Genomic DNA, 25,850 nt, shown 5'->3' with positions numbered 1-25,850 from the left:
GTGGGGAGCCGGCCGCCGCTCTATGGCGGCTGCGTGGACGGCTGGGCTGAGCTGTCAGGAGCCGGTGGCCACGTCCAGGGCCGCCACCTGCCCGGTGCCCGTCAGCGTGCGCCCACCAGCGACTCCGCCTCCGCCTCCCGCCGCGCCAGCGCCCGCAGCGGCCCGTCCACCGCGAGCAGCTCGGCGTACGTGCCCCGCTGCACCACCCGGCCCGCGTCGAGCACGATCACCTCGTCCACCGCCTCCAGCCCCGCCAGCCGGTGGGTGATCAGCAGCGTCGTACGGCCCTCGGTGGCGGCCAGCAGATCGGCGGTCAGCGCGTCGGCCGTCGGCAGGTCCAGATGCTCGGCGGGCTCGTCCAGGACCAGGACGGGGAAGTCGGCCAGCAGGGCGCGCGCCAGCGCCAGCCGCTGCCGCTGACCGCCCGACAGCCGCGCGCCGTGCTCGCCGACCAGCGTGTCCATGCCCTCGGGCAGCCCGTCCACCCAGTCCAGCAGCCGGGCCCGGTCCAGCGCCCGGCGCAGTTCGGCCTCCGTGGCGTCCTTCCTGGCGAGCAGCAGGTTCTCCCGCACCGAGCTGTCGAAGAGATGCGCGTCCTGCGCGCACAGTCCGACGAGCCGCCGTACGTCGTCCCCGTCCAGCGCGCATGCGTCCACACCGGCGAGCGTGTACGAGCCCTGCTGCGGGTCGAGGAAGCGCAGCAGCACCTGGGCAAGAGTCGTCTTGCCGGAGCCGGACGCCCCCACGACCGCGATCCGCCGCCCTTCCCGCAACGTGAGGTCGAACCCGGCCAGCGCTTCCCGCTGCTGGCCCTCGTACCGTGCGGCCAGCCCCTTGACGACCACCGGGAACGGCGAGGCGGGCGCCTGCCGGGGCCGCTCGGGCCCCCGCACGGGCTCGGGGGCGTCGAGCACCTCGTAGACCCGCTCCGCGCTGCGCCGGGCCCGCTGCCGGTGCCGCACGGCGAGCGGCAGCCCCAGTACGGCCTCGAAGGCGGCCAGGGGAGTGAGAACGACGACGGCCATCGCCACGCCGCCCAGCCGGCCCGTGGCCACCGCCTGGGCGCCGAACAGCGCGGTGGCCGTGACGGTCAGGCCGGTGATCAGTGCGGTGAGCCCGTCGCCGAGCGCGGTGACGGCGGCGGCGCGCGAGGCGATCCGGGTGAGGGTGCCGTCGGCGCGCCGGGCCGCGTCCGTACGGGCGGGGAGCGCTCCGGCGACGGTCAGCTCGGCGGTGCCGGTGAGCAGGTCGGTGACCCGGGTGGCGAGGGCGCCGCGGGCGGGGGCCAGCCGTCGCTCGGTCCGCCGGGCCGCGGTCGCGGTGACGAGCGGGACGCCTACGCCGGCCGCCACCAGGCCTGCCGCGAGGGCGGCGCCGGCCTCGGGCAGCAGCCAGGCCGTGAAGCCGACGGAGGCGGCGGAGACGGTGACGGCGACCGACGCGGGCAGCAGCCAGCGCAGCCAGTAGTCCTGGAGATCGTCGACGTCCGCGACCAGCCGGGTGAGCAGATCACCGCGCCGGGCGGTCCGCAGTCCCGCGGGCGCGAGCCGCTCCAGCCGCCGGTACACGGCGACCCTGGTGTCGGCCAGCATCCGCAGCACGGCGTCGTGGGACACCAGCCGCTCGGCGTACCGGAACACGGCCCGCCCGATGCCGAAGGCCCGCGTCGCGGTGACCGCCACCATCAGATACAGCACCGGAGGCTGCTGCGAGGCCCGCGAGATGAGCCACCCCGAGGTCGCCATCAACCCGACCGCACTGCCCAACGCGAGACTGCCGAGCAGCAGGGCCAGCAGCATCCGCCCCCGCCAGGGCCCGGAAATCCGCCGAACCCGCGCGAGCACAGCCCGACGAGGCGCCGGCGCCCCACCGAGTTCGGAGCCGGAGGGACCACCATCCACCCCGCCGGGCCCCGAGACCGACGGGCCACTTCCCGGCCCACTGAGTCGGGTGGTGGTTAGCCCCCTGGCCGGGTGACTGCGGCTCCGGGCGCTCGACAACTCCGCGCCGTCCAGCCGCACCACCCGGTCCGCAACCTCCAGCAGGGCCGGCCGGTGCACCACCAGCAGCACCGTTCGGCCCACCGCGAGCCGTCGGACCGCTGCCACGACCTCCGCCTCGGTCTCGCCGTCCAGCCCGGCCGTCGGCTCATCCAGCAGCAGCACCGGCCGATCGGCGAGAAAGGCCCGCGCAAGAGCCAGCCGCTGCCGCTGCCCCGCCGACAACCCGGCGCCGTCCTCCCCGAGCACCGTCTCGGCGCCGCCGGGCAACGCGTCCACGAACTCCAGCGCCCCCGCGTCCCGCAGCGCCTGCCGCACGGCGCTGTCGTCCGCGTCGGGCCGGGCCAGCCGTACGTTCTCCGCGACGGTCCCTGCGTACAGATGCGGCCGCTGCGGCACCCAGGCGATCCGCGACCGCCACTCCGCCACATCGAGGTCCGCGAGATCGGCTCCCCCGACCCGCACCCGGCCCTGCGTCGGCCGGACGAAGCCCAGCAGCACGTTCAGCAGCGTCGACTTGCCCGCCCCGCTCGGCCCGACCAAGGCGACCGTCTCACCGGGCTCGACGGCGAACGACACCCGCGTCACGGCGTCCACGGAACGGCCGGGGTAGCGAACGGTGACCCCGTCGAAGGCCACCACACCCGAAGGCACCACACCGGTACCGGAGTCCGGGACCGGCGTCTGCAGCACCGTGAAGATCTCCTCCGCCGCGGCAAGGCCTTCTGCCGCCGCGTGGTACTGGGCGCCGACCTGCCGCAGCGGGAGGTACGCCTCGGGCGCCAGCACCAGGATCACCAGACCGATGGACAGATCCATGTCACCGTGCACCAGCCGCATACCGATGGTCACGGCGACCAGCGCGACCGACAGGGTGGCGAGCAGTTCCAGCGCGAAGGAGGAGAGAAAGGCGATCCGCAGGGTCCGCATCGTGGCCTGGCGGTACTCACCAGTGATCCGGCGGATGGACTCGGCCTGCGCCTTGGCCCGGCCGAACACCTTCAGCGTGGGCAGTCCGGCGACGACGTCCAGGAAGTGCCCGGACAACCGGGAGAGCAGTCGCCACTGACGGTCCATCCGGGACTGGGTGGCCCAGCCGATCAGCATCATGAACAGCGGGATGAGAGGCAGAGTGCCGACGATGATCGCCGCCGACACCCAGTCCTCGGTGACGATCCGCGCCAGCACCGCCACCGGCACGACCACCGCAAGCCCCAACTGGGGCAGGTAACGCGAGAAGTAGTCGTCGAGGGCGTCGACTCCACGCGTCGCCAGCGTGACCAGCGAGCCGGTGTGCTGCCCTGCCAGCCACTCGGGACCGAGCGCTGCCGCCCGGTCCAGGAGCCGCCCCCGCAGTTCGGACTTCACCGCCGCGCTCGCCCGGTGGGCAGCGAGTTCGGTGAGCCACGCGACGACCGACCGTCCCACGGCCACGGCCGCCAACAGCAGCAGCGGCGTGCGCAGTTCGGCGACGGACTGCCCGTGCTGGAACGCTCCGACGACAACCTCGGCGATGAGCATCGCCTGGGCGATCACCAGCCCCGCACCGACGGCCCCGAGGCCGACGACCGCCACCAGGAAGAGGCGGGCGGCGCGGGCGTACTTCAGCAGACGTGGATCGATCGGTTTCACGTGAAACGTGCCCTTCGGTCCAGAGGGTGTGTTTCACGTGAAACACACCCTCGGCGGACTCAGTGTGCGGTGCCGGCCGCAGCATCGGGGGCGATGTGCTGCGTACCGATCCGCTTGCGGAAGACCCAGTAGGTCCAGCCCTGATAGAGCAGTACGAGAGGCGTGGCGATGGCCGCCAGCCACGTCATGATCTTCAGGGTGTAGGGGCTCGACGAGGCATTGGTGACCGTCAGGCTCCAGTCCCCGTTGAGCGTGGACGGCATGACGTTCGGGAAGAGCGACAGGAAGAGCATCGCCACGGCGGCCACGATGGTGACGCCGGACAGCGCGAACGCCCATCCCTCACGCCCGAACTGGTTGGCCACCAGCGCGGCCACCAGCGCGGCGACCGCCACGACCAGGGCCACCAGGCTCTTGCCGTCACCGTGGTCGGCCTGCGTCCACAGCAGGAAGCCGAGCGCCACGACAGCCGTGACGAGGCCGACCCGCAGGGCCAGCTGGCGTGCCCGCCCCCGGATGTCCCCCACGGTCTTGAGCGCGGTGAAGACCGCTCCGTGGAAGGTGAACAGCGTGAGCGTCACCACACCGCCGAGCAGGGCGTACGGGTTGAGCAGGTCCCAGACGCTGCCGACGTACTCGAAGTGCTGGTCGATCTTCACGCCCCGCACGATGTTCCCGAAGGCCACGCCCCACAGGAACGCCGGGATCAGCGAGGTCCAGAAGATCGCCGTCTCCCAGTTGCGCTGCCAGTTCTCCTCGGGTCGCTTCGCCCGGTACTCGAACGCGACGCCCCGGACGATCAGGCAGACCAGGATGACCAGCAGCGGCAGGTAGAAGCCGGAGAAGAGGGTGGCGTACCACTCGGGGAACGCGGCGAAGGTCGCGCCGCCCGCAGTGAGGAGCCAGACCTCGTTGCCGTCCCAGACGGGCCCGATCGTGTTGATCAGCACCCGCCGCTCCGCGCGGTTGCGGGCCAGCAGCTTGGTGAGGATGCCGACCCCGAAGTCGAATCCCTCCAGGAAGAAGTAGCCGGTCCACAGGACGGCGATCAGAATGAACCAGACGTCGTGAAGGTGCATGACTGTTCCCCCCGGCCTAGTACGAGAAGGCCATCGGCTTGTCGGCGTCACGGGTCTCGCCGCCGATCTTCGTGGGCGGGTTGAGGTCGTCCTCGGTCAGCTCGGGCGGGCCGGCCTTGATGTACTTCACGAGCAGCTTGACCTCGACCACGGCGAGGATCGCGTACAGCACCGTGAAGGTGATCAACGAGGTGAGGACCTCGCCCTGGGAGACACCGGGGGAGACCGCGTCGCGCGTGCGCAGGACGCCGTACACGGCCCATGGCTGGCGGCCCGTCTCGGTGAAGATCCAGCCCCAGGAGTTGGCGATCAGCGGGAAGGCCAGGGTCCAGGTCGCGATGCGCCAGTACCAGGGCGTGAGCTTCGGGCTGAGCGCCTTGTTCTTGAACAGCACGAGATGCGGCACCTCGTCCTCACCGACCCGCAGATGCTGCGGGAGCATGAACCTCTTGCGGGTCAGCCACAGTCCGGCCAGACCGATGGCGAAGGAGGCCATGCCGAAGCCGATCATCCAGCGGAAGCCCCAGAAGGCGACCGGGATGTTGGGCCGGTAGTCACCCGGGCCGAACTTCTGCTGCTCGGCCTTGTTGACGTCGTTGATGCCGGGGACGTACGAGGTGAAGTCGTCGTCGGCCAGGAAGGACAGCAGGCCCGGTATCTCGACCGCGACGGTGTTGTGCCCCTTCTCCACATCGCCGTAGGCAAAGATCGAGAAGGGCGCCGGCTTCTGGCCGTCCCAGAGCGCCTCGGCCGCCGCCATCTTCATCGGCTGCTGCTTGAACATGACCTTGCCGAGGGTGTCGCCGCTGACCGCGGTGAGCAGGCCGGCGATGACCACGGTGACCAGGCCCAGCCGCAGCGAGGTCTTCATCTCGCGGATGTGCTTCTTGCGAGCCAGGTGGTAAGCGGCGATGCCCACCATGAAGGCGCCGCCGGTCAGGAAGGCCGCGGACAGGGTGTGGAAGGCCTGGCTGAGGGCGGTGTTCTGAGTGAGCACGGCCCAGAAGTCGGTCAGTTCCGCCCGGTTCTTCGCCTTGTCGATCGTGTAGCCGACCGGGTGCTGCATCCAGGAGTTGGCCGCGAGGATGAAGTAGGCCGACAGGATCGTGCCGAGGGAGACCATCCAGATGCAGGCCAGGTGGATCTTCTTGGGCAGCTTGTCCCAACCGAAGATCCACAGGCCGATGAAGGTCGACTCGAAGAAGAACGCGATCAGCGCCTCGAAGGCGAGCGGCGCACCGAAGATGTCACCGACGAACCGCGAGTAGGCAGACCAGTTCATGCCGAACTGGAACTCCTGCACGATGCCCGTGACCACGCCCATCGCGATGTTGATCAGGAAGAGCTTGCCCCAGAACTTCGTGGCCCTGAGGTACTTCTCCTTCTCCGTGCGCACCCAGGCCGTCTGGAGCCCGGCCGTGAGGGCGGCCAGGGAGATGGTCAGCGGAACGAACAGGAAGTGGTAGACGGTGGTGATGCCGAACTGCCAGCGCGCCAGTGTCTCCGGCGCCAGAGCCAGGTCCACGTCGTCACTCTCCTTACTACGCCGTGGTACAGCGGCGGTTTGCCCCGTTTGTCACGCACATACGAGGCAATCGGGACGCGCTTGTGAACGCGTTCACATTCACAAGCTATTATGACGCACTGATTTTCGGCAACGAACGGGGGGTCCCCCCTTCGCCTTGACGTCAGGGCCTTGGCAGCGACTTCAACATCTTGTTGAATTGCGCGGCATGCAGATACGTATCTCCTGGCCCTCGGGCAACATCACCGCGACCCTCGACGCAAACAGCCCGACCACACAGGCCCTCGTCAAGGCACTGCCGCTCACCTCCAGCGCCAGCACGTGGGGCGAGGAGGTCTATTTCGACACAGGAGTCGCTGTTTCACGTGAAACGGACGCCCGGCAGGTCGTGGAGCCGGGCACGGTGGCCTTCTGGACGGACGGCGACGCGCTCGCCCTCCCCTATGGGCCGACGCCGATCTCGCGAGGCTGGGGGTCCCCCCGAACGGAGTTTGGGGGAGAGTGCCGCCTCGCGAGCCCGTGCAACGTCCTCGGAAGCCTGGACGGGGACGCCCGCGCTCTGGCGACCGTACGAGACGGCGACCCCATCCGGGTGGAATTGATCGACGAGTAGAGCCCGCCCCGGGCTACAGCTCCTTGCGGAACGCCTCCGTCACCTTCAGAAAGATGTCGTTCGCCTCGGTCTCGCCGACCGTCACGCGCACACCCTCGCCCGGGAACGGCCGGACCACCACACCGTGCTGCTCACAGGCCTGAGCGAACGCGAGCGTGCTCTCCCCCAGCCGCAGCCACACGAAGTTCGCCTGCGTCTCGGGCACCGTCCAGCCCTGGGCGCGCAGCGCGTCGACCACGCGCGTGCGCTCGCACACCAGCGAACCGACCCGGCCGAGCAGCTCGTCCTCGGCCCGCAGCGAGGCAATCGCCGCTTCCTGGGCAAGCTGGCTGACGCCGAAGGGCACCGCCGTCTTGCGCAGCGCCGCCGCGACCGGCTCATGAGCGATCGCGAATCCGACGCGCAGCCCGGCGAGTCCGTAGGCCTTGGAGAACGTACGCAGGACGCAGACGTTGGGCCGGTTCCGGTAGAGCTCGACGCCGTCGGGCACCTCGGGGTCGCGGATGAACTCGCGGTAGGCCTCGTCCAGCACCACCAGGACGTCGCCGGGCACCCGGTCGAGGAACCGCTCCAGCTCGGCCCGCCGCACCACCGTGCCGGTCGGGTTGTTGGGGTTGCAGACGAAGATCAGCCGCGTCCGGTCGGTGATCGCGTCCGCCATGGCGTCCAGGTCGTGCACATCGCCGGGCGTGAGCGGCACCTGCACCGACCGGGCGCCGCTGATCTGCGTGATGATCGGGTACGCCTCGAAGGACCGCCAGGCGTAGATCACCTCGTCGCCGGGACCGCTGGTGGCCTGGACGAGCTGCTGAGCGACGCCTACCGAGCCGGTGCCGGTGGCCAGGTGGGAGACCGGGACGCCGAAGCGGTCCGACAGCTCCTCCATCAGCCCGGTGCACGCCATGTCCGGGTAGCGGTTGAAGTTGCAGGCCGCCGCGGTCACCGTCTCCATGACGCCGGGCAGCGGCGGATAGGGGTTCTCGTTGGAGGACAGCTTGTAGGCGACCGGCCCCCCGGCCGCAGCCGGCTTGCCCGGCTTGTAGGTGGGGATACCCTCCAGCTCGGCGCGCAGCTTGGGGCTCGTCTCGCTCACCGCAGTCCTCCTCGCGACCACCGGCGGACCGTCGACGCCGCCGGCTTCCAATACTCCTCACCTTATGAGGATTCGGCCCCGGTGCGTACAGGTCGCGGGCCTTCGATGCGCGAACCGGACCCGGCCCCGGCGCCATCCCGGGGCATCGTTGTACGAAGGCGTACGTTCCAGGGGCGCGCCGTACATATATCTACGCGCCGGTGGCTCGCGCCGTAGCGCGCATCACCCGTGCAGGTGAGTTGAGACCTCTTCGAGACATCGGGCACTTGGCAGGTCCATACGCGCCACCACGACACGTCTTGCCGAAGGATCGTTCAACTGACTTTGTTTCTAAGGTAGTTAGCGCCTCACGACCTTGCAGAAACGTGCCTGTCAACGCGTGCATATGCGTCCGCACTACCCCACCGCATGAGCCCTACTATCGGCTCGCCATGACAGCAGCAGGGAAGCACCAGGTGAGCCGCGCGGAAACCTCACGTCGAGGCAGCCGGCCGGGCCGGGCGGGCATCAGGGACGTGGCCGCCGCCGCCGGAGTCTCCATCACGACCGTCTCCGACGCCCTCAACGGCAAGGGCCGGCTCCCGGATGCCACCCGGCGCCACGTCCGTGAGGTCGCCGACCGGCTGGGATACCGCCCCTCGGCGGCCGCCCGTACCCTCCGTACCGGCAAGTCGGGTCTGATCGGCCTGACCGTGACGACGTACGGGGATGAACCTTTCACCTTCACGGAGTTCGCGTACTTCGCCGAGATGGCACGCGCCGCCACCTCGGCCGCGCTCGCCCGCGGCTACGCCCTGGTGATCCTGCCCGCGACCTCCCGCCACGACGTGTGGTCCAACGTCGCGCTCGACGGCACCGTCGTCATCGACCCCTCCGACCACGACCCGGTGGTGACCGAACTCGTCCGGCAGGGTCTGCCCGTCGTCTCCGACGGCCGCCCGGCCGGCACGCTGCCGGTCACCGCCTGGGTCGACAACGACCACGAGGCCGGCGTACTCGGCATCCTCGACCACCTCGCCGACGCCGGCGCCCGCCGTATCGGCCTGCTCACCGGCACCACGACGGACACGTACACCCACCTGTCCACCACCGCCTACCTGCACTGGTGCGAGCGGGTCGGCCAGGACCCGGTGTACGAGGCCTATCCGGCCCACGACCCGTGCGCGGGCGCCGTCGCCGCCGACCGGCTGCTCGCCCGCCCCGACCGGCCCGACGCGGTCTACGGCCTGTTCGACCCCAACGGCACCGACCTGCTGGCCGCCGCCCGCCGCTACGGCCTGCGCGTCCCCGAGGACCTGTTGCTCGTCTGCTGCAGCGAGTCCATGGTGTACGCCAGCACCGAGCCGCCCATCACCACGCTCTCCCTCAAACCGCGCCGGATCGGCACCGCGGTGGTCCAGCTCCTCATCGACGCCATCGAGGGCGTGGAGTCGGACCAGCCGGTCGAGCAGGTGATACCGACCGAGCTGATCGTGCGCACCTCCTCGCAGCGCCGTCCGCCGCGCACGACGGTCAGCCCGCCGCGGACACCGGACGACAGATAGCGCGGAAAGCGGGGCGCTCGCCCCGTGCCCGCGCCGGCCGTGCACGGGGGCTCGGCGGGCCGGCGGCGCACGGGCCGGGTGTCCGGTCGGCGCCGAGCCGGCCGAACATCTGCCCAAACGGGGCGAAAGCCGCGGTGAACTGGAGTCTTGTTCCGATTCACCACCCCTGGGTCATCACACGGCGCGACGCGCATTCCTATGATGGGCCCACGACACCGCGGACCGCTGCGACCAGGCAGTCCGAAGGGGTGCAGATGCGGCGCGATGGTGGAGGGGTCTGATGACTCAGGGGGCCGGTCAGGGACCCGAAGTGGAGCGGACGACGACGCTGCGCGACTTCCGGGTACCTGCGTACGTCCACGAGACCGGTCCGTACGTCCGCACCGCCCACCCGGGCGACACCGCGCCGCCCGCCGACGAGGCGTACCCCGACGGCTACACGCCCACCCAGCGCGACCTGCCCGTCATCAACCGGGCGGAGACCCACCCGGTCACCACCGCCGAGACGGCCCCTGCCGCCCCGGCCCCGCAGCCCGCGACGGGTCCCGGCCCGCTGTACGTCGTCGGGGACGTCCACGGCTACCTCGACGAACTGGTGGCCGCACTCCAGGAGCAGGGGCTGATCGACGCCTCCGGCCAGTGGTGCGCCGGCACCGCCCGGCTGTGGTTCCTCGGCGACTTCACCGACCGCGGACCCGACGGGATCGGCGTCATCGACCTCGTGATGCGGCTGTCCGCCGAGGCCGCGGCGGCCGGCGGCTACTGCAAGGCACTCATGGGCAACCACGAACTGCTGCTGCTCGGCGCGAAGCGGTTCGGCGACACCCCCGTCAACTCCGGTGCGGGCACCGCCACCTTCCAGGCGGCCTGGCTGCTCAACGGCGGCCAGAAGACCGACATGGACCGCCTGCAGGACCACCACCTGCAGTGGATGGCCCGCCTCGACGCCGTCGAGGAGGTCGACGGCTATCTGCTGGTGCACTCGGACACCACCGCCTACCTCGACTACGGCGACTCCATCGAGGCGGTCAACGACACCGTCCGCGAGACGCTCACCCGCAACGACGCGGACGAGTGCTGGGATCTGTTCCGCAAGTTCACCAAGCGGTTCTCCTTCCGCGACGAGGGCGGCGCCGACGCCGTGCGCTCCCTCCTCGATACGTACGGCGGCACCCGCATCGTTCACGGCCACAGCCCGATTCCCTACCTGCTCGGCGAGGTCGGCTCCGAGGACGGCGAGGAGAGCACCGGCCCGGTCGTGGAGGGACCGCACGTCTACGCCGACGGGCTCGCCATCGCGATGGACGGCGGAGTGACCATGGCCGGAAAGCTGCTGGTGCGGCAACTTCCCCTGGCCACCTGACCGTTCGGCCGAGCGGCGCCCCCGGCCGCGTATCCACAGGCCGGTGGGGCAATTTCCGGCAACCCCCTGTCTCCGTGTGCCGTCACGGCTCTACCATCGGCTTATCCGTAGCAGGCTCCCCTCCGTTTCTGCCCGACGGCTCGCCGGCGTGCGAGCCCCAAGCCCTACGGAGCATCGGGGGATGCACATGAACAGCGTTCCGCAGCACCTGCAGAACGAGGACCGCCAGGAATTCGAGCGGCTCCTCGATGAGGCGCTGCGCTCCGCGCCACAGCGGCCGGAACTGGCCGCTGTCGGACAGCGACTCAATCCCGAACAACTGCGCACCATGGCGCTCAACGCCACCGCCCTGATAACGGCCGCCGCGGCGGCCGAATACGAGCACTATGTGAAGATCCGCCAGGAGCTTCGCCAGCCCGCGATGGCCCCCGCGGCCGCCGGTGACCCCAGTGCCACCGACCAGAGTTCGGCCACGGCCGGGCTCGTCACCTCCCCCGGCGAGACGGCCGAGAGCACCGGCGCGGGCGCCGTCGCGGTCATCGCCGTACTGGCTCCCGTCCTCTCCGGCACCGCCGCGGCGATCTTCCTCCTCGTCGGCTACATCCTGAAGACACTGAGCCCCGGACAGGCCTTCGCCGGGACCATGCTCACCGCCGGCTGGGTGTTCGGCGCGGTGACCGCGGCCGCGATCCTCGTGGCCGCGGTCGGACTGCTCCTCACCGCCCTGCGCAACGGCAGCTCGGACCAGGCCCGGGCGCTCGACGCGGCGCACCGGGAACTGGACCGCGCCAGAGAGGCCTGGCGTCAGGCCCTGCTGGACCGCGGCATCGTGCCGTTCCTGACGGAGGCGCTCGCCGAGCCCGGACCGGTCACGCACCGCACGACCCCGCCCGCCCCGCGCGGCCGTATGCCCCGCCTGGGATACGACCGCCCCGGCTTCAGCAGCCCCGACGACGGCACCGCATCCGGCCGGCCGAGCTTCAGCAGCCCCGACTACACGAGCCCGGACTTCGGCGGCCCGGAGCACCAGCCCGAGTGATCCCGCAGCAGCACCCGGACGGCATGGGGCCCGACCGGGCGGCGGGCCGAGCGGCAACCGGTGTGGCGCCGCCACCCCGGTCAGCCGCCGTCCCCGCAGCTCCTCGACCGCACCGGCCGCCTCAACGGACGTTCCGGCGCGGCGAGTTCGCTCCTCCCGGTCAGTCGGCGATCGGCAGATACACCCTGTTCCCGCTCGCCGCGAACTCCTTCGACTTCTGCGCCATGCCCTCCTCGATCTCGGTCTGGCTGCTGCCGTGCTCGCGGCGGATGTCCTGCGAGATCTTCATGCTGCAGAACTTCGGGCCGCACATGGAGCAGAAGTGGGCCGTCTTGGCGGGCTCGGCCGGCAGGGTCTCGTCGTGGAACTCGCGGGCCGTGTCCGGGTCCAGGGCGAGATTGAACTGGTCCTCCCACCGGAACTCGAAGCGGGCGTCGGACAGTGCGTCGTCCCACTCCTGGGCGCCCGGGTGCCCCTTGGCGAGATCGGCCGCGTGTGCGGCGATCTTGTACGTGATGACGCCGGTCTTGACGTCGTCGCGGTTGGGCAGGCCCAGGTGCTCCTTGGGCGTGACGTAGCAGAGCATCGCCGTGCCCCACCAGGCGATCATCGCGGCGCCGATGCCGGAGGTGATGTGGTCGTACGCCGGCGCGATGTCCGTGGTCAGCGGGCCGAGCGTATAGAACGGAGCTTCATCGCAGATCTCCTGCTGAAGGTCGATGTTCTCCTTGATCTTGTGCATCGGGACGTGTCCCGGGCCCTCGATCATGGTCTGTACGTTGAAACGCCTGGCGATCCGGTTGAGTTCCCCAAGAGTTCGCAATTCCGCGAACTGAGCCTCGTCGTTGGCGTCCGCGATCGAACCCGGCCTGAGGCCGTCGCCCAGCGAGTAGGTGACGTCGTAGGCGGCGAGGATCTCGCAGAGTTCCTCGAAGTTCTCGTACAGGAACGATTCCTTGTGATGCGCCAGGCACCAGGCGGCCATGATCGAGCCACCGCGCGAGACGATGCCCGTCTTGCGGTTGGCGGTCAGCGGCACGAACGGCAGCCGGACGCCCGCGTGGACCGTCATGTAGTCCACACCCTGCTCGGCCTGCTCGATGACCGTGTCCTTGTAGATCTCCCAGGTCAGTTCCTCGGCCTTGCCGTCGACCTTCTCCAGGGCCTGGTAGAGCGGCACCGTGCCGATGGGGACGGGGGAGTTGCGCAGCACCCACTCGCGGGTGGTGTGGATGTTGCGGCCGGTGGACAGGTCCATGACCGTGTCGGCGCCCCAGCGGGTCGCCCAGGTCATCTTCTCCACCTCCTCCTCGATGGAGGAAGTCACCGCGGAGTTGCCGATGTTGGCGTTGACCTTCACCAGGAACCGCTTGCCGATGATCATCGGCTCGATCTCGGGGTGGTTGACGTTGGCGGGCAGTACGGCCCGGCCTGCCGCGATCTCCTCGCGGACCACCTCGGGAGAGACGTTCTCCCGGATGGCCACGAACTCCATCTCCGGGGTGATCTCACCCCGGCGGGCGTAGGCGAGCTGCGTCACCGCTTCGCCACCCCGGCCCCGGCGCGGCTGGCGCGGCCGTCCGGGGAAGACGGCGTCCAGGTTGCGGAGCCCGCCGCGCGGCGAGGTGTGCTTGATCCCGTCGTCCTCGGGACGGACGGGACGGCCCGCGTACTCCTCGGTGTCGCCGCGGGCGATGATCCAGTTCTCGCGCAGCGGCGGCAGGCCCCTGCGGACATCGGTGTCGACGAGTGGATCGGTGTACGGGCCCGACGTGTCGTACAGCGTGACCGACTGCCCGTTGGTGAGGTGCACCTGACGGACCGGCACGTGCATGTCGGGGCGCGAACCCTCGACATACGCCTTGTGCCAGCCGATGGACTTCCGGGCCTCCTGGGACGTCTCGTCCTGAACGGAGGCAGGCGTGCGTGCGTCCTTGTTGGTCATGAGACCTACTCCCTACGCCGGCATTACCCGGTAACAGGTTCGGCGGTCGACGCAGCGGTTTCCGTCTGCCGGTGTTTCCTGAGGAACATGGCATGTTCCACGTGAAACATCGCGTGTACGGAGGTCAGCGCCCTCTCAGCCCGGTGCTCCGAGCTCCCGCGTGTGCAAAGGTGCCTCCACGCTAGCGTCATGTGTGGCGCGATGAACAGTGGGCCCCCTGCCGTTCTTGCAATGATCGGGCGGTGACCAGCATGGAGCAGTACCCGTATCGGCCGCCCGGGCCGCCTCGCAGAGGCGGCCCGGGACAGCACGAGGACCACATGCCCGACGGCCACGTGCCCGACGGCCATGGGTACGGCGGCCATGAGTACGACGGCCATGAGTACGACGGCCGTACGGCCGAGACCAGGAGCTTCAGCGCTGACCATGGGCGCGGTCATCGCCAGGGCCACGCGCACCGTGACGAGCACGGAAGCGGGCATGGCCAGGGACAAGGACAGGGACACGGGCACGGGCACAGTCACAGCCATGGGCCCGCCGCCCCCGTCTCCCAGCACCTGCGCAAGGTCATCGCCGCGATCCTGATCCCGTTCACCGCGGCGGTCGCGGTCGGCCTGCTGGTGCTCTGGCCCGGGGGCGCCCCACCGCACAAACGCACCGGCGTCGGCTTCGACCGCGAGACACAACAGGCCACGGTCACCAGGGTCGTCGAGGTGAGCTGCCGATCGGTCAACGCCTCCGGTGACACCCCGACCGGAGACACCTCCACGGCCGAGGGCACCTCGGCGCAGCAACAGGCGAACGGGACCTGCAAGAAGGCGACCGTCCGGGTCGACACCGGCAAGGACAAGGGCCGTACGTTCACCGAGATCGTCCAGCCGGACCAGACCCGGCAGCTGCACCAGGGCGAGAAGGTCGTGGTCGCCTATGAGCCCTCGGCACCGAGAGACCTGCAGTACTCGGTGGCCGATGTGAACCGGCAGTTCCCCATGACGCTGCTCGCCGCGATCTTCGCCCTCGCCGTCGTGATCGTCGGCAGGCTGCGCGGGGTGATGGCGCTCGTCGCGCTGGCCGTGAGCTTCCTGGTGCTGACCCTGTTCATCCTGCCCGCGATCCTCCAGGGCTCGAACCCGCTGCTCGTGGCGGTGGTCGGGGCGAGCGCCATCATGCTGATCGCCCTGTACATGTGCCACGGCCTGTCGGCCCGGACGTCCGTGGCGGTGCTCGGCACGCTGGTCTCCCTGTCGCTGATCGGCGTGCTCGGCTCCCTGTTCATCGGCTGGGCCGCGCTGACCGGCAACACGGACGACAACACCGGCCTGATCCACGGCCTGTATCCGTCGATCGACATGAGCGGTCTGCTGCTGGCCGGCGTCATCATCGGTTCGCTCGGTGTGCTGGACGACGTCACCGTGACCCAGACGTCGGCCGTGTGGGAGCTGCACGAGGCCAACCCCACGATGGGCTGGCGCGGGCTGTACCGTGCGGGCATCCGCATCGGCCGCGACCACATCGCGTCCGTGGTCAACACCCTCGTCCTCGCCTACGCAGGTGCCGCCCTGCCGTTGCTGCTGCTGTTCTCGATCGCACAGAGCAGCGTCGGGACGGTGGCCGACAGCGAGCTGGTGGCCGAGGAGATCGTGCGCACGCTGGTGGGCTCCATCGGCCTGGTCGCCTCGGTCCCGGTCACCACCGCGCTCGCCGCTCTGGTGGTCGCCGCCGACCGCCCCGGCCCGAGCACGCCGGCACCGGCCGGGGTCCCGCCCGTCCCGGCGCGGGGCGGGCGGGGACGACGCCGGAAGCGGTGAAGCGGTTGACTCAGCGTCGGATGCCGTGTCGTCGGCCTGGCCCGCAACACAGCCGCGAAGAAGCGTTCCTGCACCGTCCCACGCGGCACGGCGGGGCACTTTCTGCCTCCGCCGCCGTAACGCTTCAGCCGGCGCTCTGCTCCTCGGCCAGGATGCGGTCCAGGGCCTCTTCCAGATGGGCGTCGAAGTCGGCCAGCGCCCCCTCCTGACCGAGCGGCACGAGCTTGTCCGTGCGGTCCAGGAAGGCCACGAGCGGCGGCGCCGAGGAGCGGAACAGGGCCTGGTCGCCACCCACCTGGAGCCGGATCAGCACCTCGCCCAGCACCTCGGCGTCGGCCGGAGCGATGTGCACATCCCCCTCCCCGCACGGCCTGCCGACGCCGTCGATCAGCAGCTCGCGCCCGAAGGCCCAGGTCACCGGAGCGTCACCGGGCAGATGGAAGGTGAGGCGCACGGCATAGGGATCACAGGTCTCGTAGCGCAACTCCACCGGAATGCGGAAGGAGAGCTCCTCCGAGACGAGAAAGCTCATCATGACTTCTGCCTGTACGGACTCGCGCATCGTGTACCCCGTCGTATGGACATCGACTGGCCGGGTTTGATCCCTCCGACCGTGGTCAAATCTTGCTGAACGTACACAGCAGATCACAAGGAGTAAGTTTTCAGATACTGATAGAGAGCGTGAGCGTCCCCAGATGCCGTCCGATCTCCGTCTGCAGGCGACGAGCCGCGGGCAACAGCCGATCGGCCTGGTGGGAGGGAAGTGACATCGCCATCGTGGCCACGGTCGTGCCGACCGTGATCGGGACCGCCGCGCAGATCGTCCCGAGCGCGTACTCCTGGCGCTCCACCACCGGCTCCATGCGGGGCATCCGGGCCAGCCGCCGCAACAGGGCGTCGTTGTCGCGCACGGTGTACGGCGTGATGGACGTCACGGGATAGCGGGCGAGGTGATCGCGGCGGGCGTCCTCGTCCAGCTGGGAGAGCAGGCACTTGCCGATGGCGTGCGCATGGCCGGTCTCACGGAAGTCGGCCCACTCCTCGACCGCCGGCGCCTCGGGGGAGTCGGAGACGCACATGATGTCGATCTCGCCGTCCCGGTACATCGCGTAGTACACGGGCACACCGATGGAATCGCGCCAGTGCGCAAGTGTGTCCACCACCGCGCTGCGACGTTTCTGCTGTGCCCCGCTGCTGCCCAGCCGCTCGGCCGCCTCGCCGAGGAAGAACAGCCCCTTCTCGCGGCGCAGATAGCCCTCGTGCACCAAGGTGCGCAGCAGGTGGTACGTCGTCGGGAGGGCGAGGCCGGTCTCGCGGGCGAGTTGTTTGGCGGGGGCGCCGTACGTATGTGCGGCGACGGTCTCCAGCAGGCGCATGGCGCGCTGGACGGATCCGATCAGTGTCGCGGTGGCCGGGGAGCCGGCGGCGTCGGAGGGGTGCGGTGGCCCAGAGACGCCCGGGGGGTGGGGCTGTTCGGGGACCGCGACGGACGGCGCCCGCGGGGCGAGGGGTGCGCGGGGACGCGACGGAGTGGGGGGTGCGTGCGGTTCTGCCGGTGCGGTGTCGACCGTGGCCAAGGATCACTCCCGGGAGCGCGAGGGGGCAGCCCGTGCGGGGGGAGAGCACGGAGGGGATCTGCGCCGCCCGCGGGGCCGGACCCCGCGGGGTTCCGGACTCTAATCGTCCGCCGCCGCACCCGGACTGCCTCGCCGGAAACTTCCCTCGCCCGAGGGAAACCGGTGTTCAGCTTGCCGGGACCGGTGGTGGTGTGTGGCCGATCACCAGTGCCCGGTGCCGTCACCAGTCGCTGCGCGACGAGGAGTTCGACATGAACTTCCGTACGACGTAGATGAGTCCGCCGACCAGGGCGACGAAGACCAGCGCCTTGAACAGCAGGCCGATCACGATGCCGAGCACCGTCACTATCAGGCTGCCGAACACGACCAGGGCGATGACCGGCACCGCGACCCACTTCACCCACCACGGCAGTCCCGCGAAGATCCCTCGCATCGCCCTCGTCCTTTGCCTTCTCGTATGTCCGCGTGCCGTACGTCCTGCTTTCACGTACGGCTTTGATGTTCTGCACTCGATGCTAGGGCCGGCAGGGGTCCCGCGGTGGCCTCGCGCCCCTTGTCCTCCCCTGACCCGTCCCCTAGGGAATCCCGGGGTCCGGGCTCACGCCTCGGGCGGAGAGAAGACCACGAGAACCCTCAGATCCTCGCTGATGTGGTGGAACTTGTGGGCGACGCCGGCCGGCACGTACACCACGCTGCCGCGCGCGACCTCGGTCGTCTCCAGTCCCACGGTGATCGATGCCCGGCCGCTGACGACGACGTACACCTCGTCCTGGTTGTGCGGCTTCTGCGGGTCGTGCTCGCCCGCGTTCAGGGCGTACAGGCCGACGGACATGTTCCGCTCACGCAGGAACTGAAGGTAGGCCCCCTCGTTCGCGGCGCGCTCCGCCTCCAGTTCGTCCAGCCGGAATGCCTTCATCGCCGCTGTCGCCCTCGTCTCACTGCTCGGTTCCGATCGGGTCTGCCACGATCAGACACATGAAGAATTTCGTAGTCAAGACGATCGCCAACGCGGGCGCCCTGGCGGTCGCCGTGTGGCTGCTGGACAAGATCACTCTCACGGGTGACAGCACCGCCAAGAAGGCCGGCACGCTGATCGTCGTCGCTCTGGTGTTCGGGCTGGTGAACTGGCTGGTCAAGCCGATCGTGAAGGTGCTCACCTTCCCGTTGTTCATCCTGACCCTGGGCCTGATCACCCTGGTCGTCAACGCGCTGATGCTGCTGCTGACGTCCTGGGTGTGCGGCAAGCTCGACCTGAGTTTCCACGTGCAGGGCTTCTGGACGGCCGTCATCGGCGGCCTGATCGTCTCCGTCGTCTCCTGGGCGCTGCACGTCGTCCTGCCCGACGAGGACTGAGGCAGCCATGGCCTACCGCGTCTGTTTCGTGTGCACCGGCAACATCTGCCGCTCCCCGATGGCCGAGATCGTCTTCCGCGCGCGCGTGGCCGAGGCCGGACTGGAGGACCGGGTGGTGGTCGACAGCGCCGGCACCGGCGGCTGGCACGAGGGCGAGCCGGCCGACCCGCGGACCGTGTCGATCCTCCAGGAGCACGGCTACGCCTGCGAGCACATCGCGCGGCAGTTCCAGCCGTCGTGGTTCTCCCGGCTCGACCTCGTGATCGCCCTCGACACCGGTCATCTCAAGGCCCTGCGCCGCCTCGCGCGCACCGAGGAGGACGCGCGCAAGGTCCGGCTGCTGCGCTCCTACGACCCCGCCGCCGGTGACGACCTCGAGGTGCCGGATCCGTACTACGGACACCGGGACGGCTTCGAGGAGTGTCTTGGGATGGTGGAAGCGGCGAGCACCGGACTGCTCGCCGCCGTACGCGAGCAGCTGGAAGGAAGAGCGGCATGAGCGAAAGCACCCCGGGCGAGGGTCGTACCGGCGACGGCACGCGCGCGGTGCGCGCCGGACTGCCCGAACCGGTCAAGCACGAGCCGACCCTGCCCGGGCCGGTGTTCGCGGCGCACTTCCACCTGCCCGGCGAGGCGACGGGACCGTACCTGTACGGCCGGGACGAGAACCCGACCTGGACGCTCCTGGAACGGGCCATCGGCGAGCTGGAGGCGCCCGGGCGGGACGACGTCGAGACGCTGGTCTTCGCCTCGGGCATGGCGGCGATCTCCTCCGTGCTGTTCTCCCAACTGCGTGCCGGGGACGCGGTCGTGCTGCCCTCCGACGGCTATCAGGTGCTGCCGCTGGTGCGCGCCCAGCTGGAGGCGTACGGCGTCGAGGTGCGCACCGCCCCCACCGCGGGCGATGCCCAGCTCGACGTCCTCGACGGCGCCCGGCTGCTGTGGATCGAGTCCCCGTCGAACCCGGGGCTCGACGTGTGCGACATCCGGCGGCTTGCGGCGGCGGCCCATGCACAGGGCGCCCTGGTGGCCGTCGACAACACGCTCGCCACCCCGCTCGGGCAGCGCCCGCTGGAGCTGGGCGCCGACTTCTCCGTGGCCAGTGGCACCAAGCAGCTCACCGGCCACGGTGATGTGCTGCTGGGCTATGTCGCCGGCCGTGATGCCGAGGCCATGGCCGCCGTACGGCGGTGGCGGAAGATCGTCGGGGCGATCTCGGGGCCCATGGAGGCCTGGCTGGCGCACCGCTCCATCGCCACGCTCCAGTTGCGCGTCGACCGGCAGAACGCCACCGCCCTCGCGGTGGCCGAGGCCCTCAAGCAGCGGCCGGAGGTGTCCGGCCTGCGCTATCCCGGGCTGCCCGACGACCCCTCGCACAAGATCGCGTCGCAGCAGATGCGCCGCCACGGCTGCGTGGTCTCCTTCACGCTGCCCACGCGCGCGCGTGCCGAGCGTTTTCTGCAGGCGCTGCGTCTGGTGGAGGACGCGACGAGCTTCGGCGGGGTGCGGTCCACGGCCGAGCGGCGCCGCCGCTGGGGCGGGGACGCGGTCCCGGAGGGCTTCATCCGCATGTCCGTCGGCGCCGAGGACCCCGAGGACCTGATCGCCGACCTGTTGCGAGCCTTGGACGAGTCCGCCGAGTGAGCGGTGGCCCATCCGGCCGGTGACAGCGCACGACGGTCCGAGCCTCCCCCCTCGTGGCTCGGACCGTCTTCGGCTCCTGCGCGCGAAGAACCGTGCGAGCAAGGCTAGTTGACTGTCAGTCAGTGTCCAATCACGCTAGCGACAGGGACCTATCGACATATTTATAGTTGGGGCCTGCCTGGGGCCGGAGGAGGGCAGGGATAGGGGAGGGCACGCCATGGACCTGGCCTTGCTGCGCACCTTCGTCACTGTGCACCGGGCCGGCTCCTTCACCCGCGCCGCCGCCCTGCTCGGCCTCTCCCAGCCGGCCGTCACCTCGCAGATCCGCACGCTGGAACGGCAGCTGGGCAAGCCGCTCTTCCTGCGTCAGGCGCGCGGGGTGACGCCGACGACCATCGGCGACGAACTCGCGCACAAGGCCGCACCCCATCTCGACGCCCTGGTGGAGATAGCCGAGAGCGGCCTGGACGACGAGTCCTCGCTCAGAACCCTGCATCTCGCCGGCCCGCCCGAGTTCACCGCCGAACGGGCCCTGCCCGCTCTGACGGAGCTGACCGGCGACGACGGCCAGCCCTTCGCTCTGCGCGCCTTCTTCGGCACGGCAGAGGAGACGCTGGAGGGACTGGCCGCCGGACATCACGATCTGGCCATCAGTACGGCCCGTCCGCGCGGCGCTCTGCTCACCGCGACTCCGCTCTGCGACGAGGAACACGTACTGGTCGCCGCTCCGCGCTGGGTGGAGCGGATCGGCACCGAGGCGCTGCGTCTGAAGGGGGCGCCCGCGCTGGAGGATCTGCCCGTCGTCGAGGTCCATGAGTCGCTGCCCTTCGTCTCGCGCTACTGGGCCTCCGTCTTCGACTCCCGTCCGGCGACCTCGGGCACGGTCATCGTTCCGGATCTACGCGCGGTGCTCGCCTGCACGATCGCGGGCGCCGGGCTCGCGGTGCTGCCCCGCTATCTGTGCGCCGTGGCCCTCCATGACGGCACGGTGGCGACGCTGCACGATCCGCCGGTGCCGCCGCTGCGCACGTACTTCCTGGTGGTACGCACCGGCACCCTCGCCATGCCTCATATAGCGCGGGCCCACGAGTGGCTTCAGCAGGCTGCCGCGGGCTGGTGCTGAGGCCCACCGAGACGGCTTCCACACGCGGCAACCCTTGGTGACTCACTGCGATGTTTCACGTGGAACCAACCGGGCCACATTTCTCCCATGACCGTCCGACCCGTGGTCAAGCGCACCGCCCGTGCCATTCTCCTCGACGGTGACGACCTGATCCTGATCAAGCGCACCAAGCCCGGCATCGATCCCTACTGGGTCACTCCCGGCGGCGGGGTCGAACCCGAGGACCCGACCGTCGTGGACGCCCTGCACCGGGAGGTGTCCGAAGAACTCGGCGCCAAGATCACCGATGTGGTTCCGTGCTTCGTGGACACCGTCGAGCACATCGGTGAGGACGGCGGCGCCACCGGTGTGAAAGTGCAGCACTTCTTCGTCTGCCGGCTGGAGTCCATGGATCCGGCCCGGCGGCACGGCCCCGAAGTGGACGAGCCCGCCGGTGAGTACGAGATCGTCCGCGTGCCCTTCACTCGCGTCGGCATCGCCTCTGTCCACCTGGTCCCGCTGTCGCTGCGCCACTATCTGGACGGCAACATCGAGGGGGTACGCGCCATGCACGCTCCCGACCTGGGTTAGCGCCTTCAGATGGCCCGCAGGGCGTCGGGGAGCTGGATGCGGGCCTGCTGTCCACGAGCTGTGCACAGGACCACGGCATGACCAAAAGACGGTGTCTCTGTACGGAAACGGCTGGACGTCGGGCCGCCGGTCAGACAGCCTGACCTGCGTGTCGACTCCTTCCCTCGCTGCTCTGCCCATCCGCCGACTGACGCTTCGCGATCTCACCGCCTGCGCCGACTTGTCCGAGAACCGGGGGTGGCCACGCGAGGAACACAAGTGGGGTTTCCTCCTCACCGCCGGGAAGGGATACGGCATCGACGATCCCTCGGGCGGTCTCGTGGCCGCTTGCGTGGTCACGGAGTACGGTCCGTCGGAGCGCCCGGATCTCGGTGCCGTCGGCATGGTCCTGGTGGCGGAACGCCATGCCCGCCAGGGCGTCGGACGCCGCTTGATGCGCCATGTCGTGGCAACCATGGGGACCACTCCCCTCACCCTGCATGCGACACCCAATGGCCGTCCTCTGTACGAGGAGCTGGGTTTCAAGGTGACGGGCCGGGCGGAGATGCTGGTGGGCCGCTTCACTCCGGGCGGCCCGGAGTCCGGCGTACCCACCCGCGCCGCCACCGCCGAGGATCTCCCGGCGATCCTGCGTCTCGACGAGGAGGTCTTCGGCGCGGACCGCACTCCCCTGATCACCCGGCTGCCCGCCTTCGCGGACCAGTTGCGGGTGGCCGAGCAGGACGGCCGCATCACCGGTTACACGGCGGCATGGCCCAACATGGACACCCATGTCATCGGCCCGCTGGTCGCCCGGGACACGGAGACGGCCAAGGCACTGATCGGCTCGCTGGCGGCCTGCACGGACCGTCCGCTGCGCACCGACATCGACGTGCGCCATGAGGAGCTGCTGGCATGGGCGAAGGCGCGAGGACTTGCCTCCGTGGCCTTCAACGCCGTCATGACGTACGGGATCACGGCTCTCCCGGGGGACTGGACCCGCCGGTTCGCGCCCCTGACCGTGGCCGCGGGCTGAGTCCTCGCACGGCGAGCGCCGGCCCCGCCGCGTCGTGCGGCGGGGCCGGCGTCGTGTCCATGGGCTCGCGGCTCAGGCGAGCGCCTGGACGGCCGTGACGGCGAAGGCGTGGTCCTGCTCCGGGGCACCCCCACCGACCCCGACCGCGCCGATCAGCCGGCCGTCCCGCTGGACGGGCACTCCGCCCGCGATGAACAGCAGTGGCCGGTCGAGGGCCGTGGGCAGCGTGTGGAACAGCCCACCCGGCTGCACCGCGTCGACCAGGTCGGCGGTGGGGGTGTTCAGCTGGAGTGCCGTGTACGCCTTGCGGGTGCTCGTCTCGCCGGAGATCAGCACGGCCCGGTCGTCCCGGCGGAAGGCCAGCAGATGGCCGCCGGCGTCCAGGACGGTGACGCTGACAACGACCCCGGCGTCCTCGGCGGTGCGGCGGGCCGTGGCGACGAGCAGTTCGGCGTCCTGGATGGACAGCGGGGCGACGGCGGTGGTGCTCATGGAGGTTCGCTCCTCGGATGTTCCTGTGCGGGGGGTGGCCGTACCGGGGATGAGCCCCGGCGCGGAGGTCTGTGAGATGTGCGTGGTCAGGCGCTCGATGCTGCGACGGCTCAGTGGTGGACCGGCGTCTGCTGCCCGGTGGGCGTGGCGGAGGCGATCACGGTGCTGCGGGCGCCGTCGCGGCGCTCGAGTGCCGCCGACACAAAGGCGAGGACCAGGGCGGCCGCCGCGAGCGCGGCACCGACCCAGTTGGGCGCCGTGTAGCCGAAGCCGGCCGCGATCACGATGCCGCCGAGCCAGGCGGACAGGGCATTGCCGAGGTTGAAGGCGCCGATGTTCACGGCCGACGCGAGTGTCGGGGCGCCGTGCGCCTGGTCGAGCACGCGCTTCTGCAGCGGCGGTACGGTCGCGAAGCCCAGGGCGCCGATCAGTGCGATGGTGACGGCCGCCGCGATCTTGCTGTGGGCGGTGAGAGTGAAGAGCGCGAGGACAAGGGCCAGAGCGCCCAGGGATACGTACAGCATCGGCATCAGGGCGCGGTCGGCGAACCGGCCGCCGACGAGGTTGCCGCCGACCATGCCGAGGCCGAACAGCACCAGCAGCCAGGTCACCGAGCCGTCGGCGAAGCCCGCGATGTGGATCATCATCGGCGCGATGTAGGTGATGGCCGCAAAGACGCCGCCGAAGCCGAGGACGGTCATCGCCATGGCGAGCAGGACCTGGGCGTTCTTGAAGGCGGCCAGCTCGTGCCGCAGGTGCGCTCCCTCGGGCCTCGGCATCTCGGGCACCAGCTTGGCGATGCCGGCGAGGCCGACGACCCCGAGAGCGGCGACGATCGCGAAGGTGACGCGCCAGCCGACGTGCTGGCCGATGAGCGTGCCCAGTGGGACGCCGATGACATTGGCGACGGTCAGACCGGTGAACATCATGGCGATGGCGCCGGCCTTCTTGTGGGGTGCCACCAGCTCGGCCGCGACGACCGACCCGATGCCGAAGAAGGCGCCGTGTGCGAGTGAGGCGATCACGCGGCCGATCAGCATGATCGCGAAAGCGGGGGCCACCGCGGAGAGCAGGTTGCCGGCGATGAAAAGTCCCATCAGCAGCATCAGCATGCGCTTGCGGGAGACCTTGGTGCCGAGCACGGTCATCAGCGGGGCGCCGACGACCACACCGAGCGCGTAACCGGTCACCAGCAGGCCCGCCGTGGGGATGGAGATCCCGAAGTCGCCCGCGACCTGAGGCAGCAAGCCCATGATCACGAACTCGGTCGTTCCGATTCCGAAGGCCCCGATCGCGAGGGCCAGGAGCGCGAGAGGCATGGAGGGGTACACCTTCCCAGACGATTGCATGTGCGCTTTTCGTGCGTTCACAATAGTTGCAGACGCGGTATACATGCAAGCGCTGACAATTGCGGACCTGCTCTACCCTTGATGCAGCCGCTCCGGGACGGAGGAGAACGCCAATGACAGCGACGGATCCCGCGCTCACCGCCCTCGCACAGGGCTGGTGCGCCCTGTCTGCGCTGCACGGGAGAATCGAGGCGCACATCGAGCGCGCCCTGCAGACGAAGCACGACCTGAGCGTGCGCGAGTACTCGCTGCTCGATGTACTGAGCCGCCAGCACGACGGCGAGGGCGGGCATCTCCAGATGAAGCAGGTCGCCGACGCGGTCGTTCTCAGCCAGAGCGCCACCACCCGCCTGGTGACCCGGCTGGAGGACCGCGGCCTGCTGGAGCGCTACCTGTGCCCTACCGACCGGCGCGGCATCTACACCAATGTCACCGAGGCGGGCCTACGGCTCCTCGAAGAGGCGCGGCCCACCAATGACGCCGCCCTCCGCGAGGCCCTGGACGAGGCGTCCCGGAACCCCGAACTGGCTCCCCTGGTACGGGTCGTGGAGTCGCTGAGCGTACCGGCATAGGGTGCGCCCATGGGAGATCTTGAAATACGGCGTGCGACCGTCGACGACCTGCCGGCGATCGTCGCGATGCTCGCCGACGACCCGCTCGGGGCCGAGCGCGAGTCCCCCGACGACATGACTCCGTACCGGGCCGCGCTGCAACGCCTGGAAGCCGATCCGAACCAGCATCTCGTCGTCGCCGTCCGCGAAGGCCGTGTGATCGGAACCCTCCAGCTCACGATCATTCCGGGACTCTCGCACCGGGGTGCCACCCGCGCCCTCATCGAAGCCGTGCGCATCCACGCGGACGAGCGGGGCAGCGGGCTGGGCGGTCAGCTGATCGAGTGGGCGATCGAGACCTCGCGCCAGCTCGACTGCCGGATGGTGCAGCTGACGTCCGACAAGACGCGCACCGACGCACACCGTTTCTACGAACGGCTCGGCTTCACCGCCTCCCACGAGGGGTTCAAGCTGCGGCTCTGACGGCACCGGCGAACGCGAAGGCTAAGGGGGTGTGTTTCACGTGAAACACACC

General features: G+C 70.0%; 24 protein-coding genes and 1 riboswitch. Of the genes, 13 read left to right on the top strand and 11 right to left on the bottom strand.

Annotated features, from left to right (window positions below; all coding sequences use genetic code 11):
• Positions 1–101: 101 nt before the first annotated feature.
• Genes cydD through AB0950_RS17015 form a run of 3 tightly spaced genes read right to left on the bottom strand, consistent with a single transcriptional unit; the run spans position 102 to position 6,236 of the window.
• On the bottom strand, positions 102–3,632 hold the full coding sequence (cydD, locus tag AB0950_RS17025) for a thiol reductant ABC exporter subunit CydD (RefSeq protein ID WP_366778795.1): 3,531 nt from the start codon (positions 3,630–3,632) through the stop codon (positions 102–104).
• 59 nt (positions 3,633–3,691) lie between these two features.
• The gene (cydB, locus tag AB0950_RS17020) at positions 3,692–4,711 is read right to left on the bottom strand and encodes a cytochrome d ubiquinol oxidase subunit II (protein WP_366778794.1); all 1,020 of its coding nucleotides are present in this window, start codon (positions 4,709–4,711) and stop codon (positions 3,692–3,694) included.
• A gap of 16 nt (positions 4,712–4,727) precedes the next feature.
• Positions 4,728–6,236 (bottom strand): cytochrome ubiquinol oxidase subunit I, encoded by a 1,509-nt coding sequence (locus tag AB0950_RS17015; RefSeq protein WP_360153376.1) that lies wholly within the window; start codon positions 6,234–6,236, stop codon positions 4,728–4,730.
• A gap of 208 nt (positions 6,237–6,444) precedes the next feature.
• Between AB0950_RS17015 and AB0950_RS17010 the strand changes: the two genes are divergently transcribed.
• On the top strand, positions 6,445–6,849 hold the full coding sequence (locus tag AB0950_RS17010; RefSeq protein WP_360153373.1) for a cyclophilin-like fold protein: 405 nt from the start codon (positions 6,445–6,447) through the stop codon (positions 6,847–6,849).
• A 13-nt stretch (positions 6,850–6,862) separates the two neighbouring features.
• On the opposite strand, the gene hisC is transcribed toward AB0950_RS17010, so the two are convergent.
• Positions 6,863–7,942, bottom strand: coding sequence for a histidinol-phosphate transaminase (gene hisC / locus AB0950_RS17005; protein ID WP_360153370.1), 1,080 nt, complete (start codon positions 7,940–7,942; stop codon positions 6,863–6,865).
• 431 nt (positions 7,943–8,373) lie between these two features.
• Here hisC and AB0950_RS17000 point away from each other — a divergent pair, with 431 nt between their 5' ends.
• From AB0950_RS17000 to AB0950_RS16990, 3 genes are all read left to right on the top strand, one after another.
• Entirely contained in the window at positions 8,374–9,486 is a 1,113-nt protein-coding gene (locus AB0950_RS17000; protein ID WP_366778793.1) for a LacI family DNA-binding transcriptional regulator, read from the top strand.
• Between the two features lie 280 nt (positions 9,487–9,766).
• Positions 9,767–10,849 carry a metallophosphoesterase gene (locus AB0950_RS16995; protein ID WP_360153366.1) on the top strand — a complete coding sequence of 361 codons (1,083 nt, stop codon included), beginning with the start codon at positions 9,767–9,769 and terminating at the stop codon, positions 10,847–10,849.
• Between the two features lie 181 nt (positions 10,850–11,030).
• Positions 11,031–11,888 carry a hypothetical protein gene (locus AB0950_RS16990; RefSeq protein ID WP_360153363.1) on the top strand — a complete coding sequence of 286 codons (858 nt, stop codon included), beginning with the start codon at positions 11,031–11,033 and terminating at the stop codon, positions 11,886–11,888.
• Positions 11,889–12,048: 160 nt separating this feature from the next.
• Here the strand turns inward: AB0950_RS16990 and thiC are convergent, their stop codons facing one another.
• Positions 12,049–13,833, bottom strand: a complete 1,785-nt coding sequence (thiC, locus tag AB0950_RS16985; RefSeq protein WP_366778792.1) for a phosphomethylpyrimidine synthase ThiC — start codon at positions 13,831–13,833, stop codon at positions 12,049–12,051.
• Positions 13,826–14,003, bottom strand: a riboswitch (TPP riboswitch). Its footprint overlaps the gene before it by 8 nt.
• A 72-nt stretch (positions 14,004–14,075) precedes the next feature.
• On the opposite strand from thiC, the gene AB0950_RS16980 reads away from it, so the two are divergent.
• Positions 14,076–15,641 (top strand): YibE/F family protein, encoded by a 1,566-nt coding sequence (locus AB0950_RS16980; RefSeq protein WP_366778791.1) that lies wholly within the window; start codon positions 14,076–14,078, stop codon positions 15,639–15,641.
• A 124-nt stretch (positions 15,642–15,765) separates the two neighbouring features.
• Here the strand turns inward: AB0950_RS16980 and AB0950_RS16975 are convergent, their stop codons facing one another.
• The 4 genes from AB0950_RS16975 to AB0950_RS16960 all read right to left on the bottom strand — a co-directional run bounded on the left by AB0950_RS16975 (position 15,766) and on the right by AB0950_RS16960 (position 18,134).
• Positions 15,766–16,203, bottom strand: coding sequence for an SsgA family sporulation/cell division regulator (locus AB0950_RS16975; RefSeq protein ID WP_360153351.1), 438 nt, complete (start codon positions 16,201–16,203; stop codon positions 15,766–15,768).
• Between the two features lie 100 nt (positions 16,204–16,303).
• Positions 16,304–17,218 carry an IclR family transcriptional regulator C-terminal domain-containing protein gene (locus AB0950_RS16970; protein WP_366778790.1) on the bottom strand — a complete coding sequence of 305 codons (915 nt, stop codon included), beginning with the start codon at positions 17,216–17,218 and terminating at the stop codon, positions 16,304–16,306.
• A 220-nt stretch (positions 17,219–17,438) separates the two neighbouring features.
• Entirely contained in the window at positions 17,439–17,651 is a 213-nt protein-coding gene (locus tag AB0950_RS16965) for a DUF5326 family protein (protein WP_360153348.1), read from the bottom strand.
• A 165-nt stretch (positions 17,652–17,816) separates the two neighbouring features.
• On the bottom strand, positions 17,817–18,134 hold the full coding sequence (locus tag AB0950_RS16960; protein ID WP_360153345.1) for a cupin domain-containing protein: 318 nt from the start codon (positions 18,132–18,134) through the stop codon (positions 17,817–17,819).
• Between the two features lie 59 nt (positions 18,135–18,193).
• On the opposite strand from AB0950_RS16960, the gene AB0950_RS16955 reads away from it, so the two are divergent.
• The 6 genes from AB0950_RS16955 to AB0950_RS16930 all read left to right on the top strand — a co-directional run bounded on the left by AB0950_RS16955 (position 18,194) and on the right by AB0950_RS16930 (position 22,923).
• A complete protein-coding gene (locus AB0950_RS16955; RefSeq protein ID WP_360153342.1) occupies positions 18,194–18,571 on the top strand; it encodes a phage holin family protein in 378 nt (125 codons plus the stop codon).
• 7 nt (positions 18,572–18,578) lie between these two features.
• On the top strand, positions 18,579–19,070 hold the full coding sequence (locus AB0950_RS16950; RefSeq protein ID WP_360153339.1) for a low molecular weight protein-tyrosine-phosphatase: 492 nt from the start codon (positions 18,579–18,581) through the stop codon (positions 19,068–19,070).
• The gene (locus tag AB0950_RS16945) at positions 19,067–20,215 is read left to right on the top strand and encodes a cystathionine gamma-lyase (RefSeq protein ID WP_360153336.1); all 1,149 of its coding nucleotides are present in this window, start codon (positions 19,067–19,069) and stop codon (positions 20,213–20,215) included. Before AB0950_RS16950 ends, AB0950_RS16945 begins: the two co-directional genes overlap by 4 nt.
• A gap of 217 nt (positions 20,216–20,432) precedes the next feature.
• Positions 20,433–21,338 carry a LysR family transcriptional regulator gene (locus AB0950_RS16940; RefSeq protein ID WP_360153333.1) on the top strand — a complete coding sequence of 302 codons (906 nt, stop codon included), beginning with the start codon at positions 20,433–20,435 and terminating at the stop codon, positions 21,336–21,338.
• A gap of 87 nt (positions 21,339–21,425) precedes the next feature.
• On the top strand, positions 21,426–21,908 hold the full coding sequence (locus tag AB0950_RS16935) for an NUDIX hydrolase (protein ID WP_360153330.1): 483 nt from the start codon (positions 21,426–21,428) through the stop codon (positions 21,906–21,908).
• Positions 21,909–22,056: 148 nt separating this feature from the next.
• Positions 22,057–22,923 (top strand): GNAT family N-acetyltransferase, encoded by an 867-nt coding sequence (locus tag AB0950_RS16930; RefSeq protein WP_360153327.1) that lies wholly within the window; start codon positions 22,057–22,059, stop codon positions 22,921–22,923.
• Between the two features lie 72 nt (positions 22,924–22,995).
• On the opposite strand, the gene AB0950_RS16925 is transcribed toward AB0950_RS16930, so the two are convergent.
• Together AB0950_RS16925 and AB0950_RS16920 are read right to left on the bottom strand one after the other, a co-directional pair.
• Positions 22,996–23,415 carry a heme-binding protein gene (locus tag AB0950_RS16925; RefSeq protein WP_360153324.1) on the bottom strand — a complete coding sequence of 140 codons (420 nt, stop codon included), beginning with the start codon at positions 23,413–23,415 and terminating at the stop codon, positions 22,996–22,998.
• A 110-nt stretch (positions 23,416–23,525) separates the two neighbouring features.
• Complete coding sequence (locus AB0950_RS16920; protein ID WP_366778789.1) at positions 23,526–24,734, bottom strand: MFS transporter; 1,209 nt, start codon at positions 24,732–24,734, stop codon at positions 23,526–23,528.
• 143 nt (positions 24,735–24,877) lie between these two features.
• Here AB0950_RS16920 and AB0950_RS16915 point away from each other — a divergent pair, with 143 nt between their 5' ends.
• Both AB0950_RS16915 and AB0950_RS16910 read left to right on the top strand, forming a co-directional pair.
• Positions 24,878–25,336, top strand: coding sequence for a MarR family transcriptional regulator (locus AB0950_RS16915; RefSeq protein WP_360153318.1), 459 nt, complete (start codon positions 24,878–24,880; stop codon positions 25,334–25,336).
• A 9-nt stretch (positions 25,337–25,345) separates the two neighbouring features.
• The gene (locus tag AB0950_RS16910; RefSeq protein ID WP_360153315.1) at positions 25,346–25,798 is read left to right on the top strand and encodes a GNAT family N-acetyltransferase; all 453 of its coding nucleotides are present in this window, start codon (positions 25,346–25,348) and stop codon (positions 25,796–25,798) included.
• The last annotated feature ends 52 nt before the right edge of the window (positions 25,799–25,850 follow it).

The organism is Streptomyces sp. NPDC007189 (assembly GCF_040703635.1).
Classification (GTDB): domain Bacteria; phylum Actinomycetota; class Actinomycetes; order Streptomycetales; family Streptomycetaceae; genus Streptomyces.
Note: the sequence above shows the minus strand (reverse complement) of the source record. Positions and strands in the feature narration are given on the sequence as shown.

Excerpts from the sequence above, each read along its gene's own strand:
- cydB (WP_366778794.1), bottom strand. The coding sequence starts at position 4,711 with ATGCACCTTCACGACGTCTGGTTCATTCTGATCGCCGTCCTGTGGACC.
- AB0950_RS17010 (WP_360153373.1), top strand. The coding sequence starts at position 6,445 with ATGCAGATACGTATCTCCTGGCCCTCGGGCAACATCACCGCGACCCTC.
- AB0950_RS17000 (WP_366778793.1), top strand. The coding sequence starts at position 8,374 with ATGACAGCAGCAGGGAAGCACCAGGTGAGCCGCGCGGAAACCTCACGT.
- AB0950_RS16995 (WP_360153366.1), top strand. The coding sequence starts at position 9,767 with ATGACTCAGGGGGCCGGTCAGGGACCCGAAGTGGAGCGGACGACGACG.
- AB0950_RS16990 (WP_360153363.1), top strand. The coding sequence starts at position 11,031 with ATGCACATGAACAGCGTTCCGCAGCACCTGCAGAACGAGGACCGCCAG.
- thiC (WP_366778792.1), bottom strand. The coding sequence starts at position 13,833 with ATGACCAACAAGGACGCACGCACGCCTGCCTCCGTTCAGGACGAGACG.
- AB0950_RS16975 (WP_360153351.1), bottom strand. The coding sequence starts at position 16,203 with ATGCGCGAGTCCGTACAGGCAGAAGTCATGATGAGCTTTCTCGTCTCG.
- AB0950_RS16965 (WP_360153348.1), bottom strand. The coding sequence starts at position 17,651 with ATGCGAGGGATCTTCGCGGGACTGCCGTGGTGGGTGAAGTGGGTCGCG.
- AB0950_RS16960 (WP_360153345.1), bottom strand. The coding sequence starts at position 18,134 with ATGAAGGCATTCCGGCTGGACGAACTGGAGGCGGAGCGCGCCGCGAAC.
- AB0950_RS16955 (WP_360153342.1), top strand. The coding sequence starts at position 18,194 with ATGAAGAATTTCGTAGTCAAGACGATCGCCAACGCGGGCGCCCTGGCG.
- AB0950_RS16950 (WP_360153339.1), top strand. The coding sequence starts at position 18,579 with ATGGCCTACCGCGTCTGTTTCGTGTGCACCGGCAACATCTGCCGCTCC.
- AB0950_RS16945 (WP_360153336.1), top strand. The coding sequence starts at position 19,067 with ATGAGCGAAAGCACCCCGGGCGAGGGTCGTACCGGCGACGGCACGCGC.
- AB0950_RS16940 (WP_360153333.1), top strand. The coding sequence starts at position 20,433 with ATGGACCTGGCCTTGCTGCGCACCTTCGTCACTGTGCACCGGGCCGGC.
- AB0950_RS16935 (WP_360153330.1), top strand. The coding sequence starts at position 21,426 with ATGACCGTCCGACCCGTGGTCAAGCGCACCGCCCGTGCCATTCTCCTC.
- AB0950_RS16925 (WP_360153324.1), bottom strand. The coding sequence starts at position 23,415 with ATGAGCACCACCGCCGTCGCCCCGCTGTCCATCCAGGACGCCGAACTG.
- AB0950_RS16920 (WP_366778789.1), bottom strand. The coding sequence starts at position 24,734 with ATGCCTCTCGCGCTCCTGGCCCTCGCGATCGGGGCCTTCGGAATCGGA.
- AB0950_RS16915 (WP_360153318.1), top strand. The coding sequence starts at position 24,878 with ATGACAGCGACGGATCCCGCGCTCACCGCCCTCGCACAGGGCTGGTGC.
- AB0950_RS16910 (WP_360153315.1), top strand. The coding sequence starts at position 25,346 with ATGGGAGATCTTGAAATACGGCGTGCGACCGTCGACGACCTGCCGGCG.